The 19,112-nt window shown below is 62.5% G+C and carries 21 protein-coding genes; 15 read left to right on the top strand and 6 right to left on the bottom strand.

Translation table 11 applies throughout. The features are described 5' to 3' along the window. Positions 1–885 precede the first annotated feature (885 nt). From pilM to G4Y73_RS05955, 13 genes are all read left to right on the top strand, one after another. A complete protein-coding gene (gene pilM / locus G4Y73_RS06015) occupies positions 886–1,809 on the top strand; it encodes a pilus assembly protein PilM (RefSeq protein WP_164230449.1) in 924 nt (307 codons plus the stop codon). Beyond that, on the top strand, positions 1,806–2,408 hold the full coding sequence (locus G4Y73_RS14175) for a PilN domain-containing protein (RefSeq protein ID WP_164230447.1): 603 nt from the start codon (positions 1,806–1,808) through the stop codon (positions 2,406–2,408). Before pilM ends, G4Y73_RS14175 begins: the two co-directional genes overlap by 4 nt. Further along, positions 2,405–3,058: a type II secretion system protein M gene (locus G4Y73_RS06005; RefSeq protein WP_164230445.1), complete on the top strand. Its 654-nt coding sequence runs from the start codon at positions 2,405–2,407 to the stop codon at positions 3,056–3,058. The genes G4Y73_RS14175 and G4Y73_RS06005 overlap by 4 nt, the downstream gene beginning before the upstream one ends. Before the next feature lies 1 nt (position 3,059). Then, a complete protein-coding gene (locus G4Y73_RS06000) occupies positions 3,060–3,395 on the top strand; it encodes a hypothetical protein (RefSeq protein WP_164230443.1) in 336 nt (111 codons plus the stop codon). A gap of 10 nt (positions 3,396–3,405) precedes the next feature. Further along, complete coding sequence (gene mshL, locus G4Y73_RS05995) at positions 3,406–5,163, top strand: pilus (MSHA type) biogenesis protein MshL (RefSeq protein ID WP_164230441.1); 1,758 nt, start codon at positions 3,406–3,408, stop codon at positions 5,161–5,163. A gap of 21 nt (positions 5,164–5,184) precedes the next feature. Then, the gene (locus G4Y73_RS05990) at positions 5,185–6,099 is read left to right on the top strand and encodes an AAA family ATPase (RefSeq protein ID WP_164230439.1); all 915 of its coding nucleotides are present in this window, start codon (positions 5,185–5,187) and stop codon (positions 6,097–6,099) included. Beyond that, positions 6,096–7,208: a tetratricopeptide repeat protein gene (locus G4Y73_RS05985; RefSeq protein ID WP_164230437.1), complete on the top strand. Its 1,113-nt coding sequence runs from the start codon at positions 6,096–6,098 to the stop codon at positions 7,206–7,208. The genes G4Y73_RS05990 and G4Y73_RS05985 overlap by 4 nt, the downstream gene beginning before the upstream one ends. 20 nt (positions 7,209–7,228) lie before the next feature. Next, entirely contained in the window at positions 7,229–8,995 is a 1,767-nt protein-coding gene (locus G4Y73_RS05980; RefSeq protein WP_164230434.1) for a GspE/PulE family protein, read from the top strand. After that, positions 8,995–10,218, top strand: a complete 1,224-nt coding sequence (locus G4Y73_RS05975) for a type II secretion system F family protein (RefSeq protein WP_164230432.1) — start codon at positions 8,995–8,997, stop codon at positions 10,216–10,218. The genes G4Y73_RS05980 and G4Y73_RS05975 overlap by 1 nt, the downstream gene beginning before the upstream one ends. Next, positions 10,193–10,798, top strand: a complete 606-nt coding sequence (locus G4Y73_RS05970) for a prepilin-type N-terminal cleavage/methylation domain-containing protein (protein WP_276207522.1) — start codon at positions 10,193–10,195, stop codon at positions 10,796–10,798. The genes G4Y73_RS05975 and G4Y73_RS05970 overlap by 26 nt, the downstream gene beginning before the upstream one ends. 53 nt (positions 10,799–10,851) lie before the next feature. Beyond that, positions 10,852–11,928, top strand: coding sequence for a GGDEF domain-containing protein (locus G4Y73_RS05965; RefSeq protein WP_164230428.1), 1,077 nt, complete (start codon positions 10,852–10,854; stop codon positions 11,926–11,928). Next, positions 11,925–12,461 carry a hypothetical protein gene (locus G4Y73_RS05960; protein ID WP_164230426.1) on the top strand — a complete coding sequence of 179 codons (537 nt, stop codon included), beginning with the start codon at positions 11,925–11,927 and terminating at the stop codon, positions 12,459–12,461. The genes G4Y73_RS05965 and G4Y73_RS05960 overlap by 4 nt, the downstream gene beginning before the upstream one ends. 277 nt (positions 12,462–12,738) lie before the next feature. After that, positions 12,739–13,113 (top strand): type II secretion system protein, encoded by a 375-nt coding sequence (locus G4Y73_RS05955; protein ID WP_205596493.1) that lies wholly within the window; start codon positions 12,739–12,741, stop codon positions 13,111–13,113. Positions 13,114–13,198: 85 nt separating this feature from the next. On the opposite strand, the gene G4Y73_RS05950 is transcribed toward G4Y73_RS05955, so the two are convergent. The 4 genes from G4Y73_RS05950 to G4Y73_RS05935 are packed head-to-tail and all read right to left on the bottom strand — an operon-like array spanning position 13,199 to position 15,453. Then, a complete protein-coding gene (locus G4Y73_RS05950) occupies positions 13,199–14,110 on the bottom strand; it encodes a hypothetical protein (RefSeq protein ID WP_164230424.1) in 912 nt (303 codons plus the stop codon). A gap of 29 nt (positions 14,111–14,139) precedes the next feature. After that, positions 14,140–14,589: a type II secretion system protein gene (locus G4Y73_RS05945; RefSeq protein WP_164230422.1), complete on the bottom strand. Its 450-nt coding sequence runs from the start codon at positions 14,587–14,589 to the stop codon at positions 14,140–14,142. A gap of 2 nt (positions 14,590–14,591) precedes the next feature. Then, positions 14,592–15,026, bottom strand: a complete 435-nt coding sequence (locus tag G4Y73_RS05940) for a type II secretion system protein (protein ID WP_164230420.1) — start codon at positions 15,024–15,026, stop codon at positions 14,592–14,594. Then, positions 15,007–15,453 carry a prepilin-type N-terminal cleavage/methylation domain-containing protein gene (locus tag G4Y73_RS05935; RefSeq protein WP_164230418.1) on the bottom strand — a complete coding sequence of 149 codons (447 nt, stop codon included), beginning with the start codon at positions 15,451–15,453 and terminating at the stop codon, positions 15,007–15,009. Before G4Y73_RS05935 ends, G4Y73_RS05940 begins: the two co-directional genes overlap by 20 nt. 261 nt (positions 15,454–15,714) lie before the next feature. On the opposite strand from G4Y73_RS05935, the gene G4Y73_RS05930 reads away from it, so the two are divergent. Continuing rightward, positions 15,715–16,656 carry an FHA domain-containing protein gene (locus G4Y73_RS05930; protein WP_164230416.1) on the top strand — a complete coding sequence of 314 codons (942 nt, stop codon included), beginning with the start codon at positions 15,715–15,717 and terminating at the stop codon, positions 16,654–16,656. Between the two features lie 7 nt (positions 16,657–16,663). Here the strand turns inward: G4Y73_RS05930 and G4Y73_RS05925 are convergent, their stop codons facing one another. Beyond that, positions 16,664–17,383 carry a hypothetical protein gene (locus G4Y73_RS05925; RefSeq protein ID WP_164230414.1) on the bottom strand — a complete coding sequence of 240 codons (720 nt, stop codon included), beginning with the start codon at positions 17,381–17,383 and terminating at the stop codon, positions 16,664–16,666. Further along, positions 17,380–17,829: a peroxiredoxin gene (locus tag G4Y73_RS05920; RefSeq protein ID WP_164230412.1), complete on the bottom strand. Its 450-nt coding sequence runs from the start codon at positions 17,827–17,829 to the stop codon at positions 17,380–17,382. Before G4Y73_RS05920 ends, G4Y73_RS05925 begins: the two co-directional genes overlap by 4 nt. Before the next feature lie 22 nt (positions 17,830–17,851). On the opposite strand from G4Y73_RS05920, the gene G4Y73_RS05915 reads away from it, so the two are divergent. Then, positions 17,852–19,075: a patatin-like phospholipase family protein gene (locus G4Y73_RS05915; RefSeq protein ID WP_164230409.1), complete on the top strand. Its 1,224-nt coding sequence runs from the start codon at positions 17,852–17,854 to the stop codon at positions 19,073–19,075. The last annotated feature ends 37 nt before the right edge of the window (positions 19,076–19,112 follow it).

Genomic DNA, 19,112 nt, shown 5'->3' with positions numbered 1-19,112 from the left:
GTTCGAACCCTCGGTACGGGATAACCGTACACTCGCTTTCCAGGCGAGCCCATTCGACCGCTCTGGCACCTCTCCAAAACTGCTCCAAATTGTACCTACTGACTCCACCCCTTGAAGCGACTCAAGGGCGAACCTCATTAACCCGATCATGCGACCGGAGCGGTTTTCAGGCCGCGCGAGCGGGCTGAAAGAAGTGCCGGTCGCATTCCATAGCAGGAGCCCATTCGACCGCTCTGGCACCTCTCCTAAACTTTTGCAAATTGTAACTATCAGCTCCTGTCATGAAGCGCCCAAATGGGCGAGCCTCATGAACCGATCATGCGACCGGAGCGGTTTTCAGACCGCGTGAGCGGGCTGAAAGAAATGCCGGTCGCATTCCGAAGCGGGAGCCCATTCGACCGCTCTGGCACCTCTTCGTACACAATCGAGGGCCGCAAGCCGCCAAACCGCGTATTGTACCCAATTGGGTCCCACTGAGCCAGGCGGCTTTGCGTCATACCGCTCGGCCAGGTCCGTCCGCCGGCCATAATCGACAAGGGCCGCGTCGACCTGCGACGAGGCGCGCGCTTGCCGCGCGCGGGCTCGACCACCGGAGCGTGCCGGATATCTGCAAAAGCCCCGGGATCAGTGAACTGGTAAGCAAATATTGCGCCCTCGGCCCATTTCTTGCACTGTTACGAGACTGTAATGGACAACGCACCAGCGCCGTACAATTGACCGGGCCATGTCATTGATATACCTTTCACAATCTGATCAATTAGTTGCAACTTTCTTTTCAGGCTTGCCCTCAGGCCAGGGGGCCAGCGGTGGGAATCCATCGGACTGGCAAATTGGGGCCTGGGTGTGCGCGGCCAGTCGGGAAGTCGATAAAAAGGGGTCCAGATCTTGAAGCTGTTCCGAAAGCGTGTTCGGCACCACGCCGTCACCGGATTGCATCTCACGCGCCAGTCGCTGTCCGCCGTCTCGCTGGACCAACAGCGCGGCCGAAAGCCTCGTCTGACCAGAGCCGAGTGCCGAGACCTTGCCGGTGACAGCCAGCTCGAAAAGCTGCTGCACGAAGTGGCCCCGGGCGGCAAGTCTCCGGTCACCCTGGTCATGCCTGAGGACCAGTACGAACTCTTGCTGGTGGATGCGCCGCGGGTCGAACCATCGGAGCTTCGCGCAGCCGTTCGCTGGAAGGTGCGAAACCTGATCGATTTCCACATCGATGACGCCGTCATCGACGTGTTCGAGATCCCGGGCCAGCAGAACCGGCCGCAGGGCCAGGCGATGATGTACGCCGTCGCCGCCCGGGCGCGCGAAGTGCGTGAATATATCGACCTGATCGAAGGTGCCGACCTCAATTTGCAGGTCATCGACGTCACCGAAATGGCCATGCGCAACCTGGCTGCCCGCCTCGATGACGACGTGCGCGGCATGGCCATGCTCTATCTCGACGATCAGCACGGCATCATCACCATCACCCGCCAGGGCAGTCTCTACCTGAGCCGTCGGGTCGAGACCGGCATTGAGCAGTTGCTGCGGGAAGGTCGGTCGGCAGAGCAGCAGATCGCACTGGAAATCCAGCGTTCGCTCGATTACTACGACAGTCATTTCGGCCAGCCGCCGGTGGCTTCGCTGCGTGTACTGCCCGGCCTTGATGCGCAAGAGACACTGCTCGCAACCCTGCGTGAGAGTTTCGCCTTCGAGGTTGAGACCTATCTTGCCGAAGACGTCGTGACGCTCGACTTCACCCTGCCCGAGAGCCATCAAGCGGAACTTCTGATCGCCCTGGGTGGCGCCCTGCGACAGGAGGAAATCAGCCTGTGAGTCAGCAGATCAACCTCTATCAGCCGATCTTCCGCAAGGAACAGATTGTCTTCTCGGCCCGAACCATCGTCTGGCTGTCGGCCGGCTTGCTGGCGCTGCTGTTGCTCTGGTCCTTCCTCGTCAGCCAGCGGGTCAGTCGCCTCGAGGCAGAACACCAGCGCCAGTTGCAGGCCGAGGAACGCGCCGTCTCACAGTTGACGCGACTGCAGCGGGAGGCGGGACCGACCGAACCCAGTCCCGAGCTGGAGGCTCGTGTGGCACGCCTGGAACAGCGGCGCGAGACCCTTGAACAAAGTCTCCAGGCCCTGACCCGGCAAGTCCCGGCCTCCCAATCGCGGCTGGGCGAGCGCATCGACGCAATAGCGCGCCAACTGCCCGAGGGCATGTGGCTGTCGCGTATCGAGCTTGCCAGCGAAGGCCGGGAGGTCACGCTTCACGGCCGCGCACTGGCGCCCCGGCTGGTGCCGGACTACCTGCGGCGCCTGGGAGACGAGCAGCAATTTGCCGGCACCGGCTTCAGGCAGGTCCGTCTCGACGCCATGGACAACGGTCAGGCAGGTGTACGCTTCGTGGTATCGACCCGGGAGGACGACACATGAGTATGCAAGCCCGGCTGCGGCAAACTGGCGAGCGCATCAACGCGCTGAGCCTGCGTGAACGCGCCCTGCTGTTACTGGCCGTGCTGGCCGTCGTCTTCCTCTTGTGGGACCTGTTTGCCATGCAACCGGTGGCTGACCGGCAGAGCTCGGTGCAGGACCGACTCGAGCAGACCCGGGAACGCCTCGATGAACTCAATGCCAGCATTCAGAGGCTGGCCACTTCGCGCACTCGGCATCCGGACCGCGCCCTCGAACAGCGCGCCGTATCGCTCGAATCAGAAATTGCCGATCTCGAGCAAGGTCTGGGCGAGCGGTTTGGCGGTATCGCCACACCGCAGCAATCACTGCAGGTACTGGCCGGACTGCTCAGCGAACGGGCCGGCGTGACCATCGTCGAGCTCGAGAATCTCCCGCCGGCATCGCTCGAAAGCAGCGCCGGGGAAGCCGTTCCGGGTATCTTTATTCACCAGGTTCGCGTTGTGGTGGAGACCGACTTTGCCGGTGTGCGCGACTACCTCGACGGCATCACCGAACTACCCACCGGGGTATTCTGGAAGGCGCTGGAGCTGAGCGTACCCGGCTGGCCAGTCAACCGTGTCGAGCTGGTGCTCTACAGCCTGGCCCTCGACGATCACTGGCTTGGAGTCTGACATGATGCGTATGATCACCCTGCTCTCTGCCATGATTCTGAGCAGCACCGTGCTGGCCAACATCGACGACCCCACGCGCCCCATGAGTGAGGTGGAAATACGCGCCTGGCTGGACCAGTCCGCCGGGAAAGAGAGCGAACGCCCCGGCCTGCGACTGCAGTCCATTCTCCTGTCGGACTCGCGCCAGCTCGCCATCATCAACGGTCAGCGTGTGGCCGTGGGCGACCAGATCGAAAACGCCCGGGTCCAGGCCATCGAACCGGGACGGGTCCGGCTCGAGCGCGACGGCGAAACCATCCTGCTCGAACTGAATTCCAGCTACCGAACCGACAACTGACAGAGCACCCATGCAAAAACTTCACTACAGAACCCTGATCGCGAGCACGCTGGCCGCCAGCCTGGCCGCGTGTACCGCCACCAGCGAGCGGGCCGAACAGCTCGACCGCAGCATTCAGGACGAACTGGCGCAGGCCAGTCAGTCGAGCGAGCCGGATCCGGCGGCAACGCAGGACCTGCTGATGCCGCCGATGGAGCCGGAGATCGAGGCGCCGCCGGAAGAACGCTTTCACGTCACGGTCGAGGACGCGCCGGTGCGTGAGTTCCTGATGAGCCTGGTCGCCGACACCGACGTCAACATGGTGGTCCACCCGGAAGTCGAACAGAGAATCACGCTGGAACTGCGCAATGTCACGGTCGAGGAAGTCATGGAGATCGTGCGCGAGGTCTACGGACTGGAATACCGACGAACTGAATCCGGCTACATCGTCCGTCAACCAGAACTTCAGCAGCGGGTCTACGAGGTCAACTATCTCGACATGAATCGTCGCGGCTCTTCAAGAACCCGGGTGAGTTCGGGCCAGGCAACCGAAAACCCGGACGCGCTCGATGATGACACCGGCTCGGGACGAAGTCGCGGCCAGGACGCTTCTGAACCGCGAGTCCGCACCACCTGGGACGATGAAGGCCGGCTCGTCACCGAACAGGTTCAGGGTGGACGCAGCCAGAGCGATCAGGGCGCCGGAACGATCATCAACACCGATTCGGAAGCCAATTTCTGGAGCGGCCTGCAGGTCGCGATCGAGGGCATGCTCGACAGTCGCGAAGGGCGCAATGTCATGATCAATCCGTTGTCGGGCGTAATCTCGGTGCGTGCCATGCCGCACGAGCAACGCGCCATCGGCGAGCTGCTGGCTGCCATCGAGGGAAGCGTCCAGCGGCAGGTGATCCTCGAGGCCAAGATCGTCGAGGTTGAGCTGCGCGATGGTTTCCGCTCCGGCATCAACTGGACCGCACTGGCCAGTTACGGCAACCGCACGTTCGGCTTCGGACAGGTCGCCGGCCAGAACATCTTCGAGGATGGCGCCTCGGCGCTGGCGGAAAACCCGCTCAACGTTCGTCCCGGACAGGCGTTCGACGGATTTGATTCGGAGGCCTTCGGCGGCTCGACCGCTTTGACGGCCAATGCCGGTGATTTCAACGCCTTCATCGAACTGCTCGAAACCCAGGGCGTGGCGCGCGTGCTGTCGAGCCCGCGCGTTTCGACCATCAATAACCAGAAGGCCGTCATCAAGGTCGGCACGGATGAATTCTTCGTCACCGGCATTACCGGCCGCAGCGCCACGGGTGCGGCCAGCACCACCACATCCAATACCGTACAGCTGACGCCGTTCTTCTCCGGTATCGCGCTGGATGTCACGCCGCAGATCAGTCGCGACGGCAGTGTCATCCTGCACATTCACCCGACGGTCAGCGAGGTCCAGGATCAGATCAAGAGCTTCACCGTTTCCGGTGAGGAAGAATCCCTGCCGCTGGCCTTTTCCTCGGTCAGGCAGTCGGACAGCATCGTGCGGGCCCGCAATGGGCAGGTCGTCGTCATCGGGGGCCTGATGCGCGAGTCCTCGAATCAGCGCCGATTCGGTACGCCGGGACTGAGTCGCATCCCCCTGCTCGGCCAGGCCTTCGGCAGTCGCAACGAGGAGACGGTCAAGACCGAGCTGGTGATCCTGCTCAGGCCGATCGTCATCGACCACCAGACAGGCTGGGACGAAGCGGCCTCCGGCGCGCTGGAGCGAGTCCGCGGCATGTCCGGCGAGTGGCCGCGCTAGGACGCGTGCTCAAAGCGGACCATGTACCTTGAACACTTTCAACTCGATCAGCGCCCATTTCGGCTAACACCCGATCTGGGCTTCCGGTATCCGGAACCCTCCCAGGCGGATGCGCTAACGACGTTGAAGATTGCCCTCGAGCAGGGCGAAGGCTTCATCAAGGTCGTGGGCGAAGTGGGACTGGGAAAAACCCTTCTGTGCCGCACCCTGCTCGACGAACTTGAACTCCCATTCGTGACCGCCTGGCTGCCTGATCCGCACCTTTCACCGGGCACCATGCGCAGCGCGATCGCACGCGATTTCGGCATCGACCTGCCCGCCCGGCCAACCCAGCAGCAGGTCCACGAGCTGCTGCACAAGCACCTGACCGAAATGGTCGCCGCAGGCCGGCGACCAGTGCTGATCATCGACGAGGCACAGGCCTTGCCAGCCAGCACGCTGGAAACCGTGCGCCTGCTGACCAACCTGGAAACCGAACGCCGCAAGTTGCTGCAAGTGGTGCTGTTCGGCCAGCCGGAGCTCGACCGGCGACTGGCCATGCCGCAGTTCAGACAGCTGCGTCAGCGCATTACTTATTCGTGCCATCTCGAGCCACTCGATCGCGCAGGCGTAGCCGACTACGTCGAGCACCGGCTGGCACAGGCGGGCGCCGACCGGCCATTGTTCACCCGGGCCGCGATTGCGCGTCTGGCCCGAGCCAGCAGAGGGGTGCCGCGCCTGGTCAACGTGTTGGCCGACAAGACCCTGCTGGCAGCCTACGGCCGCGGCAAGACGCAGGCGGATTACTTCGATGTCCGCCGGGCCATCGCCGATACCGAGTCGACGCTCGACCATCTCTGGTGGCCGCGTCTGCAACCGGTCGCCCGTCTGGCCGCTGTTACCCTGGTCGCCTTCGGGGCGTTTCTGGCGATCGAGCTTCTGCGGGGTGGCGCATGAGTCTGATCAACGATGTGCTGCGCGATCTCGAACAGCGCAAGACCTCGAGCGGGCCATTCCGGAGCACCACATCCGTGCGCCCCGGCCGTTCGAAACGCTCGCACTGGCCGCTGTGGCTGCTCGCGGCGGTCATCGCCGGCGGAGCGCTCCACTGGGTTTTGAATGAATCGCCGCCGGGCAACGCGCGACAGCCCGTACTGCTTGCCTCGACCCAGAACGAGCGCGCCACCCCGGAACCGGAGCCGGCCCCAGTGCTGCTGGCCGATGCCGCAACTGCCGCCCTCGAACCGGCCCAAGCACCGACCACGGAATCCCCGCAGCCGTCGGCCGGCCAGGGCGAGCGTGCGATGGGTGAAGGATCGAGCGACGCTACAGCGCGGCCGGCCCCACCGAACGAAGCCCGTGGCGCAGCTGAGCCGAAAGAAACCGATCCGCCGGCCAGAGCCGACTCCGAACCGGTGATCGAATCCAGGCAAGCGGGCAAAGCCGAGCAGCCAGATCCATCGCCAGCAACATCGAGCATCCGCATCGAGCCGGCCGGTCCGGCACAAAAGCCGGGTGAGGACCGTCTCGATGACGCACGCCGCGCCTTCGCCCGCGGTCACTTCGAGCTGGCCGCCTCACAGGCGCGAGCTCTGGTGAGTGATCATCCGCAACTGACTGACGGCCATCTGTTGCTGGCACGCACCCTGCTGCGCCAGGGGCAGACCCGTTCCGCCATCAACACCCTTGATCGCGCACTGTCCATCGCCGATGCACCGGCTCGCCCGGCCGCCCTGCTCGGCCGCATACTGGTCGAACGCGGCGAAATCGCGCGTGCCCGAAGCATTCTTGAAGCACACCGGCCCGAACCCATGGCGGACCCCGACTACCACCTGTTGCTGGCAGCCACACAGCACCAGGCCGGCGACCACGCCGCTGCGGCCGCGACCTATCGCCAGCTGGGCGATGTCATTCCGGGCAACGCCAGGATCTGGATCGGTCTGGGCGCCTCGCTGGAGTCGCTGGAGCGATTTGACGAAGCCGTCGCCGCTTACCAGCGGGCAATCGAAAGCCGGGATCCGCGCGCTGCCCGCTACGCCCGGCAGCGCATCGAACAACTCAAGTGACCGACTCCGGGACTCAAGGCATGAACGAAGTTCGCAAGGCAAGACAGAAGATTCGTCTCGGCGACCTGCTGGTGCAGCACAAGATCATATCCGAGCGCCAGCTCGAAGACGCACTGGCCGAACAAAAGCGCTCCGGTCACAAGCTCGGTCGCGTGCTGGTCCAGCTCGGCCACGTCGCCGAAGATGACCTGCTGGATTTTCTCGGCCGGCAGCTCGACATTCCGGTGATCGATCTCAAGCATTTCAACTTCAAGCCGCAGACCGTGCGCCTGCTGCCCGAGACCCATGCCCGCCGCTACCGCGCCATCGTGCTGGCCGAAAAGGAAGACGAACTGACCGTCGGCATGGCCGATCCCACCGACATCTTCGGCTACGACGCACTCGGACGAATTCTCAAGAAACCAGTCAACATCGTGCTGGTACGCGAATCGGACCTGTTGCGCACCATCGACATCGTCTATCGCCGCACCGAGGAGATTTCCTCCCTGGCCGAGGAACTGGGCGAGGAATTGTCCGGCAGCGACTACGACATTGCCGACCTGGAAGACGACGAAGGCCAGGTCGATGCGCCGGTGATCAAGCTTCTGCAGTCCATGTTCGAGGATGCCGTGCAGATCGGCGCCTCCGACATTCACATCGAACCGGACGAATCGGTGCTGCGCATTCGTCAGCGCGTCGACGGTGAACTTCAGGAGCAGGTAATCGAAGGCCGACGCGTGGCCTCCGCGCTGGTTACCCGCCTGAAGCTGATGGCCTCGCTCAACATCAGCGAGAAGCGCCTGCCCCAGGACGGCCGCTTTTCGGTACGCGTCAAGGACCACAATGTCGACGTGCGCCTTTCGACCATGCCCATCCAGTACGGCGAATCGATGGTCATGCGCCTGCTCGACCAGTCCGCCGGCCTGCTCGAGCTCGACAAGCTCGGCATACCGGAGGCGATGGAAAAGCGAATCCGGCAGTTAATCAGCCGGCCTTCCGGCATGGTCCTGGCCACCGGACCGACCGGCTCGGGCAAGACCACCACCCTGTATGCCGCGCTCAATCACATCAACCGCGCGAAGTACAAGATCATCACGGTCGAGGATCCGGTCGAATACCGGCTGCCGCGCATCAACCAGGTGCAGGTCAATCCGAAGATCAACCTCGACTTCGCGCGCGTGCTGCGCACCGCCCTGCGGCAGGATCCGGACATCATCATGGTCGGCGAAATGCGCGACCGCGAAACCGCCGAGATCGGCCTGCGTGCCGCCATGACCGGTCATCTGGTGCTGTCGACCCTGCACACCAACTCCGCCCCCGCCACCGTCATGCGCCTGGTCGATATGGGTGCACAGGGCTTCATGGTGGCCGCCGCGCTCGACGGCGTCATTGCCCAGCGCCTGGTACGGCGCGTTTGCGATTCCTGCGGCGAAGATGTCAGACCTGACACAGGTCAGACCGCCTGGCTCAAGGCACGACTGGAGAATGACTTCGAGGAGGGCATGACCTTCCGCGCCGGGCGCGGCTGCGCGCACTGTTCCAACACTGGTTACCGCGGACGCATCGGCGTCTACGAACTGCTCGAGATGGACGAGGAACTCACAGACGCCCTGCGTCGCATGGACACCGCCGAATTTTCCAGCCTGGCACGTACCCGCAAGGGCTACCGCCCGCTGATCGACTGCGCGCTCGACTACGCCCGTGAAGGGGTCACCTCGATCGAGGAAGTGATCCGCCTGGCCGGCGGCCTGGACGAGCTGCGCGATACCGAGCTGGATCCCTTCCAGCTCGGTGACGAGGTGCACTGATGGGCGCTTATCAGTGGCGAGGTCGCAACGCACGCGGGCAACTGGTCGATGGCCAGGTCGAGGCCGACTCCAGCGATGCCGTGGCCCAGCAGCTCATGCGCCTGGACATCACGCCAATCGATATCCATGCCACCGAGGCGCGTGATGCCAACGCCCAAAGCTGGCGCCAGCGCCTGGGCCTGGACCAACCCGGCATCAACGACCTGATCCTGTTCACCCGCCAGATGTTCACCCTGACCAAGGCCGGGGTCCCCATCATTCATGGTTTGCGCAACGTCAGCGAGTCGACCCGCAATCCGGTGCTTCGCCGAGCCATCGAGGACGTGGTCGATGCACTCGAGTCCGGACGCGACATGGCCAGTGGCCTGGCCCAGAACCCGCAGGTCTTTCCGAGGATGTTCGTCAGCATCGTGCGGGTCGGTGAAAACTCCGGCAATCTCGAGCAGGCCTTTGACCAGCTAACCGACTACCTTGAGCTCGAGCGCGATTTCCGCGCCCGCCTCAAACAGGCCCTGCGCTATCCGATCATGGTCATCATCGCGATGTTCATCGCGGTCGCCATTCTGATGGTCTGGGTCATCCCGGTCTTCGCGAACTTTTTCTCCAGCCACGATGCCGAACTGCCGCTGCCGACGAAGATCATCATCGCAACGTCGAATTTCACGGCCGAATGGTGGTGGGTCATTCTGATTGCGATGGCGCTGGCCCTGGTCGGCTTTCGTTCCTGGATCCGCACTGAAACCGGCCGCTACCGCTGGGACCGCGCCAAGCTGAAGTTTCCGGTCATCGGCAAGATCCTGTTCGAAGGCACCATGGCGCGCTTCGCCCGAACCTTCTCCATGACCTATCGCTCGGGCGTACCGCTTGTTCAGGGCCTGACGCTGACCGCCCGTGCGGTCGAGAACGAATACATCGGCCAGGCCGTCAACGACATGCGCACGGGCATCGAACGCGGCGAATCGTTGTCACGCACGGCCGCTGCCGCCGGTCTGTTTTCGCCGCTGGTGCTGCAGATGCTCGGCATCGGCGAGGAAACCGGTGACGTCGACGCGATGCTCACTGAAACCGCCGAATACTACGAGCGCGAGGTCGACTATGATCTGCGCAACCTGAGCGCCTACATCGAACCCATCCTGCTGGTCTTCCTGGCCGTGCTGGTGCTGATCCTGGCGCTGGGCGTGTTTCTGCCAATGTGGGATGTCGGTCGTGCGGCACTGGGCTGAATGCCACGGTCGAGGTCAATCGCCAATCCAGCGGGGTTTTACCCTGTTGGAACTGATCATCGTCATCATCCTGGTAGTCCTGCTGTTCCTGGTCGCCTTCGACCGGCTGCTGCCGCTGCGCGGCCAGGCCGAGGCTGCCCACGTCGCTAGCACGGTCGGCACACTTCGTTCCGCGCTGGGCATGACGACCGCCCAGCGCGTCCTGGACAACGGCATTTCCGGATTGTCGGAACTGAACGGAATCAACCCCATGGCCCTGCTCGCCAAGACGCCGGACAACTACATTGGCGAGATCGAGTCGGCCGACAATGAAGAGGTTCAGCGCGGGCAGTGGTATTTCGAACGCGCGACCGACCGACTCGGCTATCGCGTGCGCTATCCCCAGTATCTGCAACAGCCGGGCGAAGAACCCGTTCACCTGACGTGGCGGGTGAAGCTGAGCTTCACCGACCAGGACGGCAACGGCGAGTACGATCCCGGCATCGATGCGGTCCACGGCCTCGACCTGCGTGCCCTGCATGATCGCACGTGGCAGACTATCGACATGCCGGAAGCCACCGCGACTGACAGCCCGCCGTGACTGGACGCCCCCGGACCGACGATACGGGGCCAACCGCCAAACTGGCCCTTCGCATGAGCCGATTGCGCATGGCCACTCTGGCCTGGGCGCTTTCAGGCGGCCTGACGGTTGCTGCCTGGGCGCTCGGTCTGCTCGAGGTGGGGCCGCTGGAAATGGCCGCGCTACTGCTGCTCGTGCTGGCCAGTCAGTTATTCTTTCACATGGCGCTGCGAACCGGTTGGTCGGAACGCTTCCGCGATCCCAGCATGACGCTGGCTCATATTCTGCTCGCAGTGCTGGTTGGCCTGTGGGTCATCAGCCGGGCTGGCGAGGCCCGCACGATCCTGCTGATGCTTTTCATTCTCTCGACCTTCTTTGGCGCCTTTCAGCTGCGCCAGCGCGAGTTCATGTTGGTCGCCCTGGTCTCCGTCAGCGGCTACACCGCCATCACTATCCGTGACCTGTTTATAGAGCGCATCGAGGCCTCCACCCAGGTGGTAGTACTCGAACTGGTGGGTTTTGCATTCATCATGCTGTGGCTTGCCTGGTTCGGAGCCCACATCGCACGTATGCGCCGAACGCTCAGTCGGCGCAATCGCGAACTGCGCGACCTGTCGGCCCGCCTGCAGCACCTGGCCGATCATGACGAACTCACCGGCCTGCCCAATCGCCGCCGATTGATCGCCCAGCTGGAGTCGGCGGCGAAACGCGCCCGCCAGTCCAATGTGACCTTCAGCGTAGCCGTGCTAGACCTCGATTTCTTCAAGCGCATCAACGACCGCTATGGCCACCAGGCCGGCGACGAGGTGCTGACCGAACTGGCGCGGCGGGCCTCCGATCTGCTGCGCGGTGCCGACGCGCTCGTGCGGGTCGACGAAACGATCGCCGATTTCGGCCGTTTCGGCGGTGAGGAATTCCTCGCCATTCTGCCCGGAACCGATCTCGCTGGCGCCAGCCGGGCGGCCGAACGTCTACGCCGGGAAATCTGCGAGAAGCCGTTCGAAACCAGCACCGGCCTGGTCGAATGCACGGCCTCGATCGGCGTGGCCGAGCACCAGTCCAGCGATTCGGTCAGCCACACCATTGCGCGGGCGGACGAAGCGCTCTACAACGCCAAGAACGACGGCAGAAACCGGGTCCGAACCGCATGACCTTCACCGGTATTCTCATGGTTACCCTGCTGGTCGTGGTGCTGGTGCTTGCGCTGGCCTTGCTGGCCGGCTCACTGGCACTGCTTGTCACTGCCGGAGATTCCAGGATCGGCAATCACAGCGGGCTACGGCAGTCGCTGCACGAACTCGATCGCCAATGGCGTGTCGAGCGCTGGGTCTACCGTCACCATCGCGTTTTCGGTCTGTTGGTCGTCATGATCGCGCTGAGCTGCATCTGGCAGCTCTCACACCTGCAATTCTTCACTGCTTCGGCGGTAACCGAACCCTGGGCGTTGCTCGCCTGGCTACTGGCGGGGGGCCAGGTCGTCAATCTCATCATCGGTGTTCTGATCATCACGCGCCCGAGCCTGCTCAAACCGCTTGAAGACCTCAGCAACCGCTGGCATCGCATCACCGCCTTCGATGCCGGCCGTCGCCTCCCGGCCCGACTCCGGGCCCTGCTGCTCTTTGTCGTGGCACTTGTCGTCGCCCTCACCAGCGGCTGGCTGCTCTTGCGCCAATTCGCCGTTTGAATCGACAGGATGTGCGGTCAGAAGCTGACAATCCTCGTCAGCACTGGTTTTTGAGCATTCACGTAAACGGCTGGGATATACCCTGCAACCCCGCAAAAAGGGGTACTACGCCGCACCAACACTTGCCTGGCACGCAAAATGCATATACTGGGGTGAGGTTGCATTCAACCAGTGTGGAATCGGTCCGGCTGCGGCCCAGCCGATTCCAACGCGACCAGCAAACCGGCACCCGGGCCGCGGTCCGAGCCGAAAACAGACCCCAAAAGGAGTTTCCCCAATGAAAAACATGAATATTCGTACCAGCCAGGGCGGTTTTACCCTGATCGAATTGGTCATCGTGATCGTTATTCTCGGAATACTGGCAGCCGTCGCTGTTCCCCGATATCTCGATCTAACCACTGAGGCCGAGAGAGCAACCTGTGACGGCATCTTCGGGGCATTAAATAGTACTGCGGCCATTGGCATCGCAGATCCCCTTGGCGGCGGTGGAGTTGGCAATCTCCCGGATCCTGCCTACATTGATACCAATACCATTAAAGATGGTTGGGCAATCACTTCGACTGGCACGTGCGATTTCGTCGTGGAAGTTGGTGGAGAAGCATGTCCTCAGAATCCCTTGACTGTGTCGGACAACCTCTGTGATGACGCCTAATTGCTGAGGAAATCAGTATGCTGTAAGACCCCGCCACCGTGCGGGGTCTTTTTTTTCTAGTTCGAACAAGCCACAGCGCGAACCCTCAAGGGTCCTCATTCCAGGTGCCATCGTCGATTGGATCATCACTACCCTCGCCGACACAGTGCCCGGCGCGGCCGATGCATCCCTCGCTTAGCGTAACCCAGTCGGATTGATTGTTGCCCCAATCGACCATGAGATCGACATGGTTGATAGAGCCAGCAGAAAAGTTATCACCCAGAATCAACACAACATCATAGAGGTCGTAAAGGGGATCATCAGCCGGCGCCGCACAAGGACTGCTCAAATCCGGCAGGAAAACATCGCAGTTCGCGATATTGTTGGTCAGTTCGATATTGAAACGATTGCCAGTAGGAACGTCCGTTGTGTCCCATTCAAAATTGGCCGTAAAATACACCGTGTCACCAGCTTCGAAGTCATCCGTAATCAGATCGCCCGCCTTGGCCTGCGTGTTGGTATTTCCCTGCCCGGCCGCACCGGACGGTCGCTCGAAAGTCATTGCGCCGTCCTGACATTCAAGATTCTGCTGGTTGCAGTTATTGAATTTTTCATCAGAATTCTCGAACAAGTCATCTCCCCCACCCTCGTCTCCATTAAGCACGCTTTCAGGAATATTGCCCTTCAGGACGCGCCGGGTCTGGTTGACCGTGCCGATACTGGTTAGCCCGCAGCTGCCGTCCATCGTGTCGTAGTTCGATTCGGTGATATCGAAGCTGCCGCCGCCATTCACATCGGTTGCGGGTGTAGTGCCCGCCAGTGCATTGCAGTCGGCTTGCGGATCAGGCGTATCGAACAGTCTGCGGGCAGCCCATTCAATGCCGGACTCGGCCATGAACAGGGCACCAGCGGCGTTGGCATGATCAGCACCGCCGCGGGCTCCGGATGTCGACATCGAGACGATCGCCGCGGCCATGGCCGTGAAGACCACGAGAAACACGACCAGGACGATCGCCATGAACCCGGCCTGCCTGGTGGGGGCTACATTCAACATGTGTCGTTCCTCGCGTAGGTCACCGAACGCCAGGGCTCGTTGATACCGGCCGTACTGAAAGAAGCCAGTATGTAGCAGACGTCATCGTGGAGTTCACCCGAGAAGGAGACATTCGAAACATTCGACGCCAGTATGCGGCTCGTGCCACCTTGTTCGAGCAGCAGATCGGCCCCATCGGCCCGAATGGTGATTGCGACCGCGGGATCGTCACGCTCGAAGCTGATCGAATCACCGTTGAAGACAAAATTCCGGCTCATACGAACCTCGCGGGAAATGCGATCGAGTGCCAGCATGGCTTCTCGCTCGATCGACGCGGTTTCCCGTTGCTGGCTGAACGCATTGAACCCCGCCATGAGCATCGGCAACGATACTGCGGCCAGCACACCCATCAGAACGATCACCAGGATCAGTTCGATCAATGTAAAGCCCTTGCTTCGAGTCATGATCAGTTTCCCAGCCGCGTGACCAGCGTTCGTATCGTGTAACTGCTGGCCGGCCCGTTTGCCGTGACGACGAACACCTGGAAGGCCGAGGTATCGCCATTGCCGGACCAGGCCTCGCAAGCGGTATCGACCGTCCAGCCTGCCGGCGTCGCGCAGGCAGCCGGGCCGGGGCAAGGATCCGGATCGGGTTCACACAGATTGTCGGATGGAAAGCCGTTCTTGCGCTTGTAGCCGAGCATCACTTCCATGCGTGCCTGGGCGACCTGGGCAGCGGTCACCACCTCCGTCTGTGTACCCGCCCCGCTCAGCGGTCCCGACAGGGCCGCCAGCATCGCAACAGCGGCCACGCCAAGCACGACGATGAACAAGATCATTTCCAGCAGGGTCAGGCCGGCCTGCGCCCGGAATCGGTTGCGATCACTCCACGATGTAGACATAGCCGGTTTCTCCTTCGACCACGATAGTGGCAACGCTCGAGCCCGCGGAAACGGCGATCGATGATCCGCCGTCGGGACGGCCGAAGCGGGGTGAGAATGTGACGGTTACCGCGTCGACTGTGACATCTTCGTAACTGCCGGCTCCCTCGCCGTTTGACAGCGGCACACCGCCGCCGGCGTTGCTGATCGAGTAGCTGCCGCCACCGACCGTGAAACTGTGGGCCGCACTGCGCGTCATGGCGAGGTTCTGTGCATAGCGAATTTCCGCGGCAATCTGTTCGGCCACGGGCGCCACTTTCAGAGATGGAATATCCAACCGGGGGATCGCGATGAACGCCAGCACACCGACAATGACCAATACGATCAGCAGTTCCGTGGTGGTGAATCCCCGCCAGTGAGCGGACGTAGCCCGCCCGTTACCGGACAAACCGGATCTGCGTTGTTGGGAAAGCTGTGGCGACTGACTTTTCATCTATCCATATTAATGCAACATTCACACCATCTCTGAAACAGCGTGCATCATCTCTCATTTAAGAAGGCAACATTTGAAGTATTTACCCCACCGAACGCTTGCAGGCCGGCAGACTCTGATACAGAATGACGCGCGAACGAAGCGTTTGTCTACACCGGGGCAGGGTTGGCCGGCCCATCGACGGCAACAAGTCGAAGACGGAGGGGAACGAAACGAATGACGACAACGTTCAGCCTGCAGCCGCTCGACGAGACCGCGCGCGAGACCGGTCCGCTGCGGATTGCCGAGTTTCCATGCGTGATCGGTCGCAGTCACGACTGCAGTCTTCGCCTCAACCTCGACCGCATATCCCGCCAACACCTGCGCCTGCAGCTTGAGGGCGAACAGATCCTGGTCGAGGATCTCGGCAGTACCAACGGCACCTTCCTCAACAACGAGCGCCTGTCGGCCCCTGCCCTGCTGAAGCCGGGCGACACCCTGCACGTGGCCGATTACGCCTTCCGGTTTGCACTCGGCGAGGGTGACCGGCCCGCACAGCAACGCGCTGGGCAGCCAGAAACGGTCTTCGGCCAGACCATCTCCGGTTTCACCGGGGATCCGACCGGTTTTCCAGTCCAGGCGCCGCAGTTCTACGAGTTGCTCAACGAGGCTCTGATTGAACCCCGGGCAATACTGGCGCGCACCCAGGACGGTGATGGCGAAGCCCTGTTGATCATGGCGGCCAGTCTCCACCCGACCCTGCAGGCAGACCACCACAAGTTGCGCGAAATGGCGGCCCAGCTCGGCGAGGAAGCACGATATCACAGCCTGCTTCGTTACCTGGCCGCGGCCGAATCGGACGAACTGGATCTCGACCACCTGCTGCTGCTGCCGGTCGATCCGATCGAGATCGAAGACGTAGACATTCTGTTGTCCGAACTCGAGCAACTGACAAACACACACCGGCGTCTTCACCTGGCCTGCCTGGTGAACGCAGCCAAACTCGATACAGCGGCTCTCCAGCAGTTGCACGAGTCACTCGATGGAATCGGCCTCGCTCTGGCGGTGCACGACCATGCGTTGGACGAGACCGACCCATCAGCGCTCGGCGGCCGGGAAATCATTCACGTCGAACTGCCGACGGGCCGGGAAGCTCTGCCGCTCAGTCAAATTCTGTAAGGATTCTTCAAGGGCCGCGACCAATCCACGCCTCGAACGGCCAGTCCGCGCCTCGCGTCATCGCTTCCAGCGCCGCTGATTCCCGCTCGTTGATGGTCGCCAGGAAATGGTCGGCGCCATTCATGCGGGCAAAGGCGTCGAGCCCGCGCTGAAGGAACTTCTGCAGCAGTCCAACCCCGCCCAGTTCGGCCGGCCGGCGCATGATGCGCACCAGGCGACGGACCGTCGGCCGCTGGACTGTCTGGTCGAGCAGTTCACCGAGCTGGCGGATCAGCTCGATCTGCTCGCCGCGCGCCCTCCAGGCGCCGTGGATTCGGTAGGCCCGGGCATAGTCAGGTTGGGTGATGAATTTGACGTCGACCAGTATTTCGGCCAGCTCGAAATCGAAGGCCAGGCTCACTGCCTGCAGCCGCATGGCCTCGCCAGTGGCGTGCAACAGGTGGTCGGGCAGGAAGCGGCGCATGACCGGCACCACGCGCCTGAGCTGGCGGTCGCGAGCATGCACATCGCGCCCGCCGTAGAGTTCGTCGAGGAAGAAGTCGCAGGCCGCACGATAACGATCCTCGGCGGCCAGGTCGGCATAGGTCGCCGCCAGCCGTGCCCGCTGCCAGCGCTGCAGGCGCTCGAGTGAGTCCCGCAGCGGCCCGTGCTCGGGAATCCGGGCCGCGAGCGCCAGGTTGCGATCGATCTGGGCCTGCAGGTGGCGAACAGTCGCCGAATCCTTCATTCCAGTTGCTCGATGACCTCAATGAGCTCTTCGCGACTGCGCCGGAATACGGCCACGGACTCGACGTGGGCGTAGCGCAGGATGCCGCCCTCGTCGACCAGGAACACCCCGCGCTTCATGCCGAGCATGCCGCGGCAACCGTATTGCCCGGCCACGCCCAGATCGGGGTCGCTGAGCAGGGTAAAAGGCAATTGGTGTCTTTCACGAAACTTGCGATGGGACGCCGCGTCGTCGCCGCTGATGCCGACCACTTCGACCCCCAGACCCTCAAACTGTTCGATGCCGTCGCGGTAGTCGCATAGCTGGCTGGTACATACCGGCGTGTCGTCGCCCGGGTAAAACACCAGCAGAATGCGATGCCCGGCATGCTTTGAAAGCGTGAAGGGCTCGCCGTGGTCGTCAACAAGCGTGAAATCAGGGGCGCGATCGCCGATACGAAGGCTCATGACCTTGCATTATAATGCCTGCATGTTGAAACTGACCCCCGCACGTTCACCCCGCGAAACCAGCCGACACCCCACCATTGCCCTGGCGATTGCCGGCGGCGGCCCGCTCGGCGCCATTTACGAACTCGGCGCGCTGCAAGCGCTCGACGAGTCCATCGACGGCGCCCACATGCACGATCTGGATATTTACGTCGGCGTCAGTTCCGGGGCGGTGCTGTCGGCCAACCTCGCCAATCGCATCACAACCTCGCAGATGGCGCGGGTGTTCATGGGCGCGCCCGACGCCGAGTTCGCTTTCCGGCCGGAGCAGTTTCTCAAGCCGGCGCTACGCGAGTATCTCGACCGCGCCACCAGCATTCCCACGGTGGTTTTCGACCTGCTGCGGGAAGCCATCCAACATCCCCAGCGCCTGACCAGCCTGGAAAGCCTGGAAGGCCTGAGCCGGCTGATTCCGACCGGCATCTTCGACAACACCAGCATCGAACGCTTCATCGCCCGAACCCTGGAGAAACCCGGCCGAACCAACGACTTCCGCAAGCTCGATGCCCGGCTGCGGGTGGTGGCCGTCGAACTCGAATCGGGCCAGGCGGTGCGATTCGGCGAACCGGGCAAGGACAACGTCTCCATTTCTCGGGCTGTGCAAGCCTCGGCTGCGCTACCGGGCCTGTACCCGCCGGTCGAAATCAACGGCCAGTACTATGTCGACGGGGCCCTGCGGCGCACCCTGCATGCATCGGCTGCGCTGGAGGAAGGTGCCGACCTGCTGTTCGCCATCAACCCGCTGGTGCCCTATGACGCTGACGGCCTGCCGCCCGATATGACCCGCTCTCGAGATCGCATGATCCGCGGCGGGTTGCCGGTGGTGCTCTCCCAGACCTTCCGCTCACTGATCCAGTCACGCATGCAGATCGGTATGCGCAAATACGAAACCTCCTATCCGGAATCGGCCATCATGCTGGTCGAGCCCAACCGTAACGACGAGAAGATGTTCTACACCAACGTGTTCAGCTACTCGTCGCGCAACGAACTGGCCGATCACGCCTACCGCATCACCCGCTCCGAACTACGCGCCCGGGCCGATGACCTGGAAGCCTTCCTCGAGCCTTTCGGTTTGGGTCTGAATCGTCAACTGCTGGATTCCGAACGCAGCTTTGTCGACAGCCTGAGCCGGGAAGCCCCGCATTTCGCACCGGTGGGAAACTCCCTCGACCGCACCCTCGACAGTCTGGAGCGACTGCTTCGCTGAAAGTTGCCATTAGGAGGGCGGTCCGTGCCGGCGTCGG

This window comes from Wenzhouxiangella sp. XN201 (assembly GCF_011008905.1).
Classification (GTDB): Bacteria; Pseudomonadota; Gammaproteobacteria; order Xanthomonadales; family Wenzhouxiangellaceae; genus Wenzhouxiangella.
This window is presented reverse-complemented; position numbering and strand designations above follow the sequence as displayed.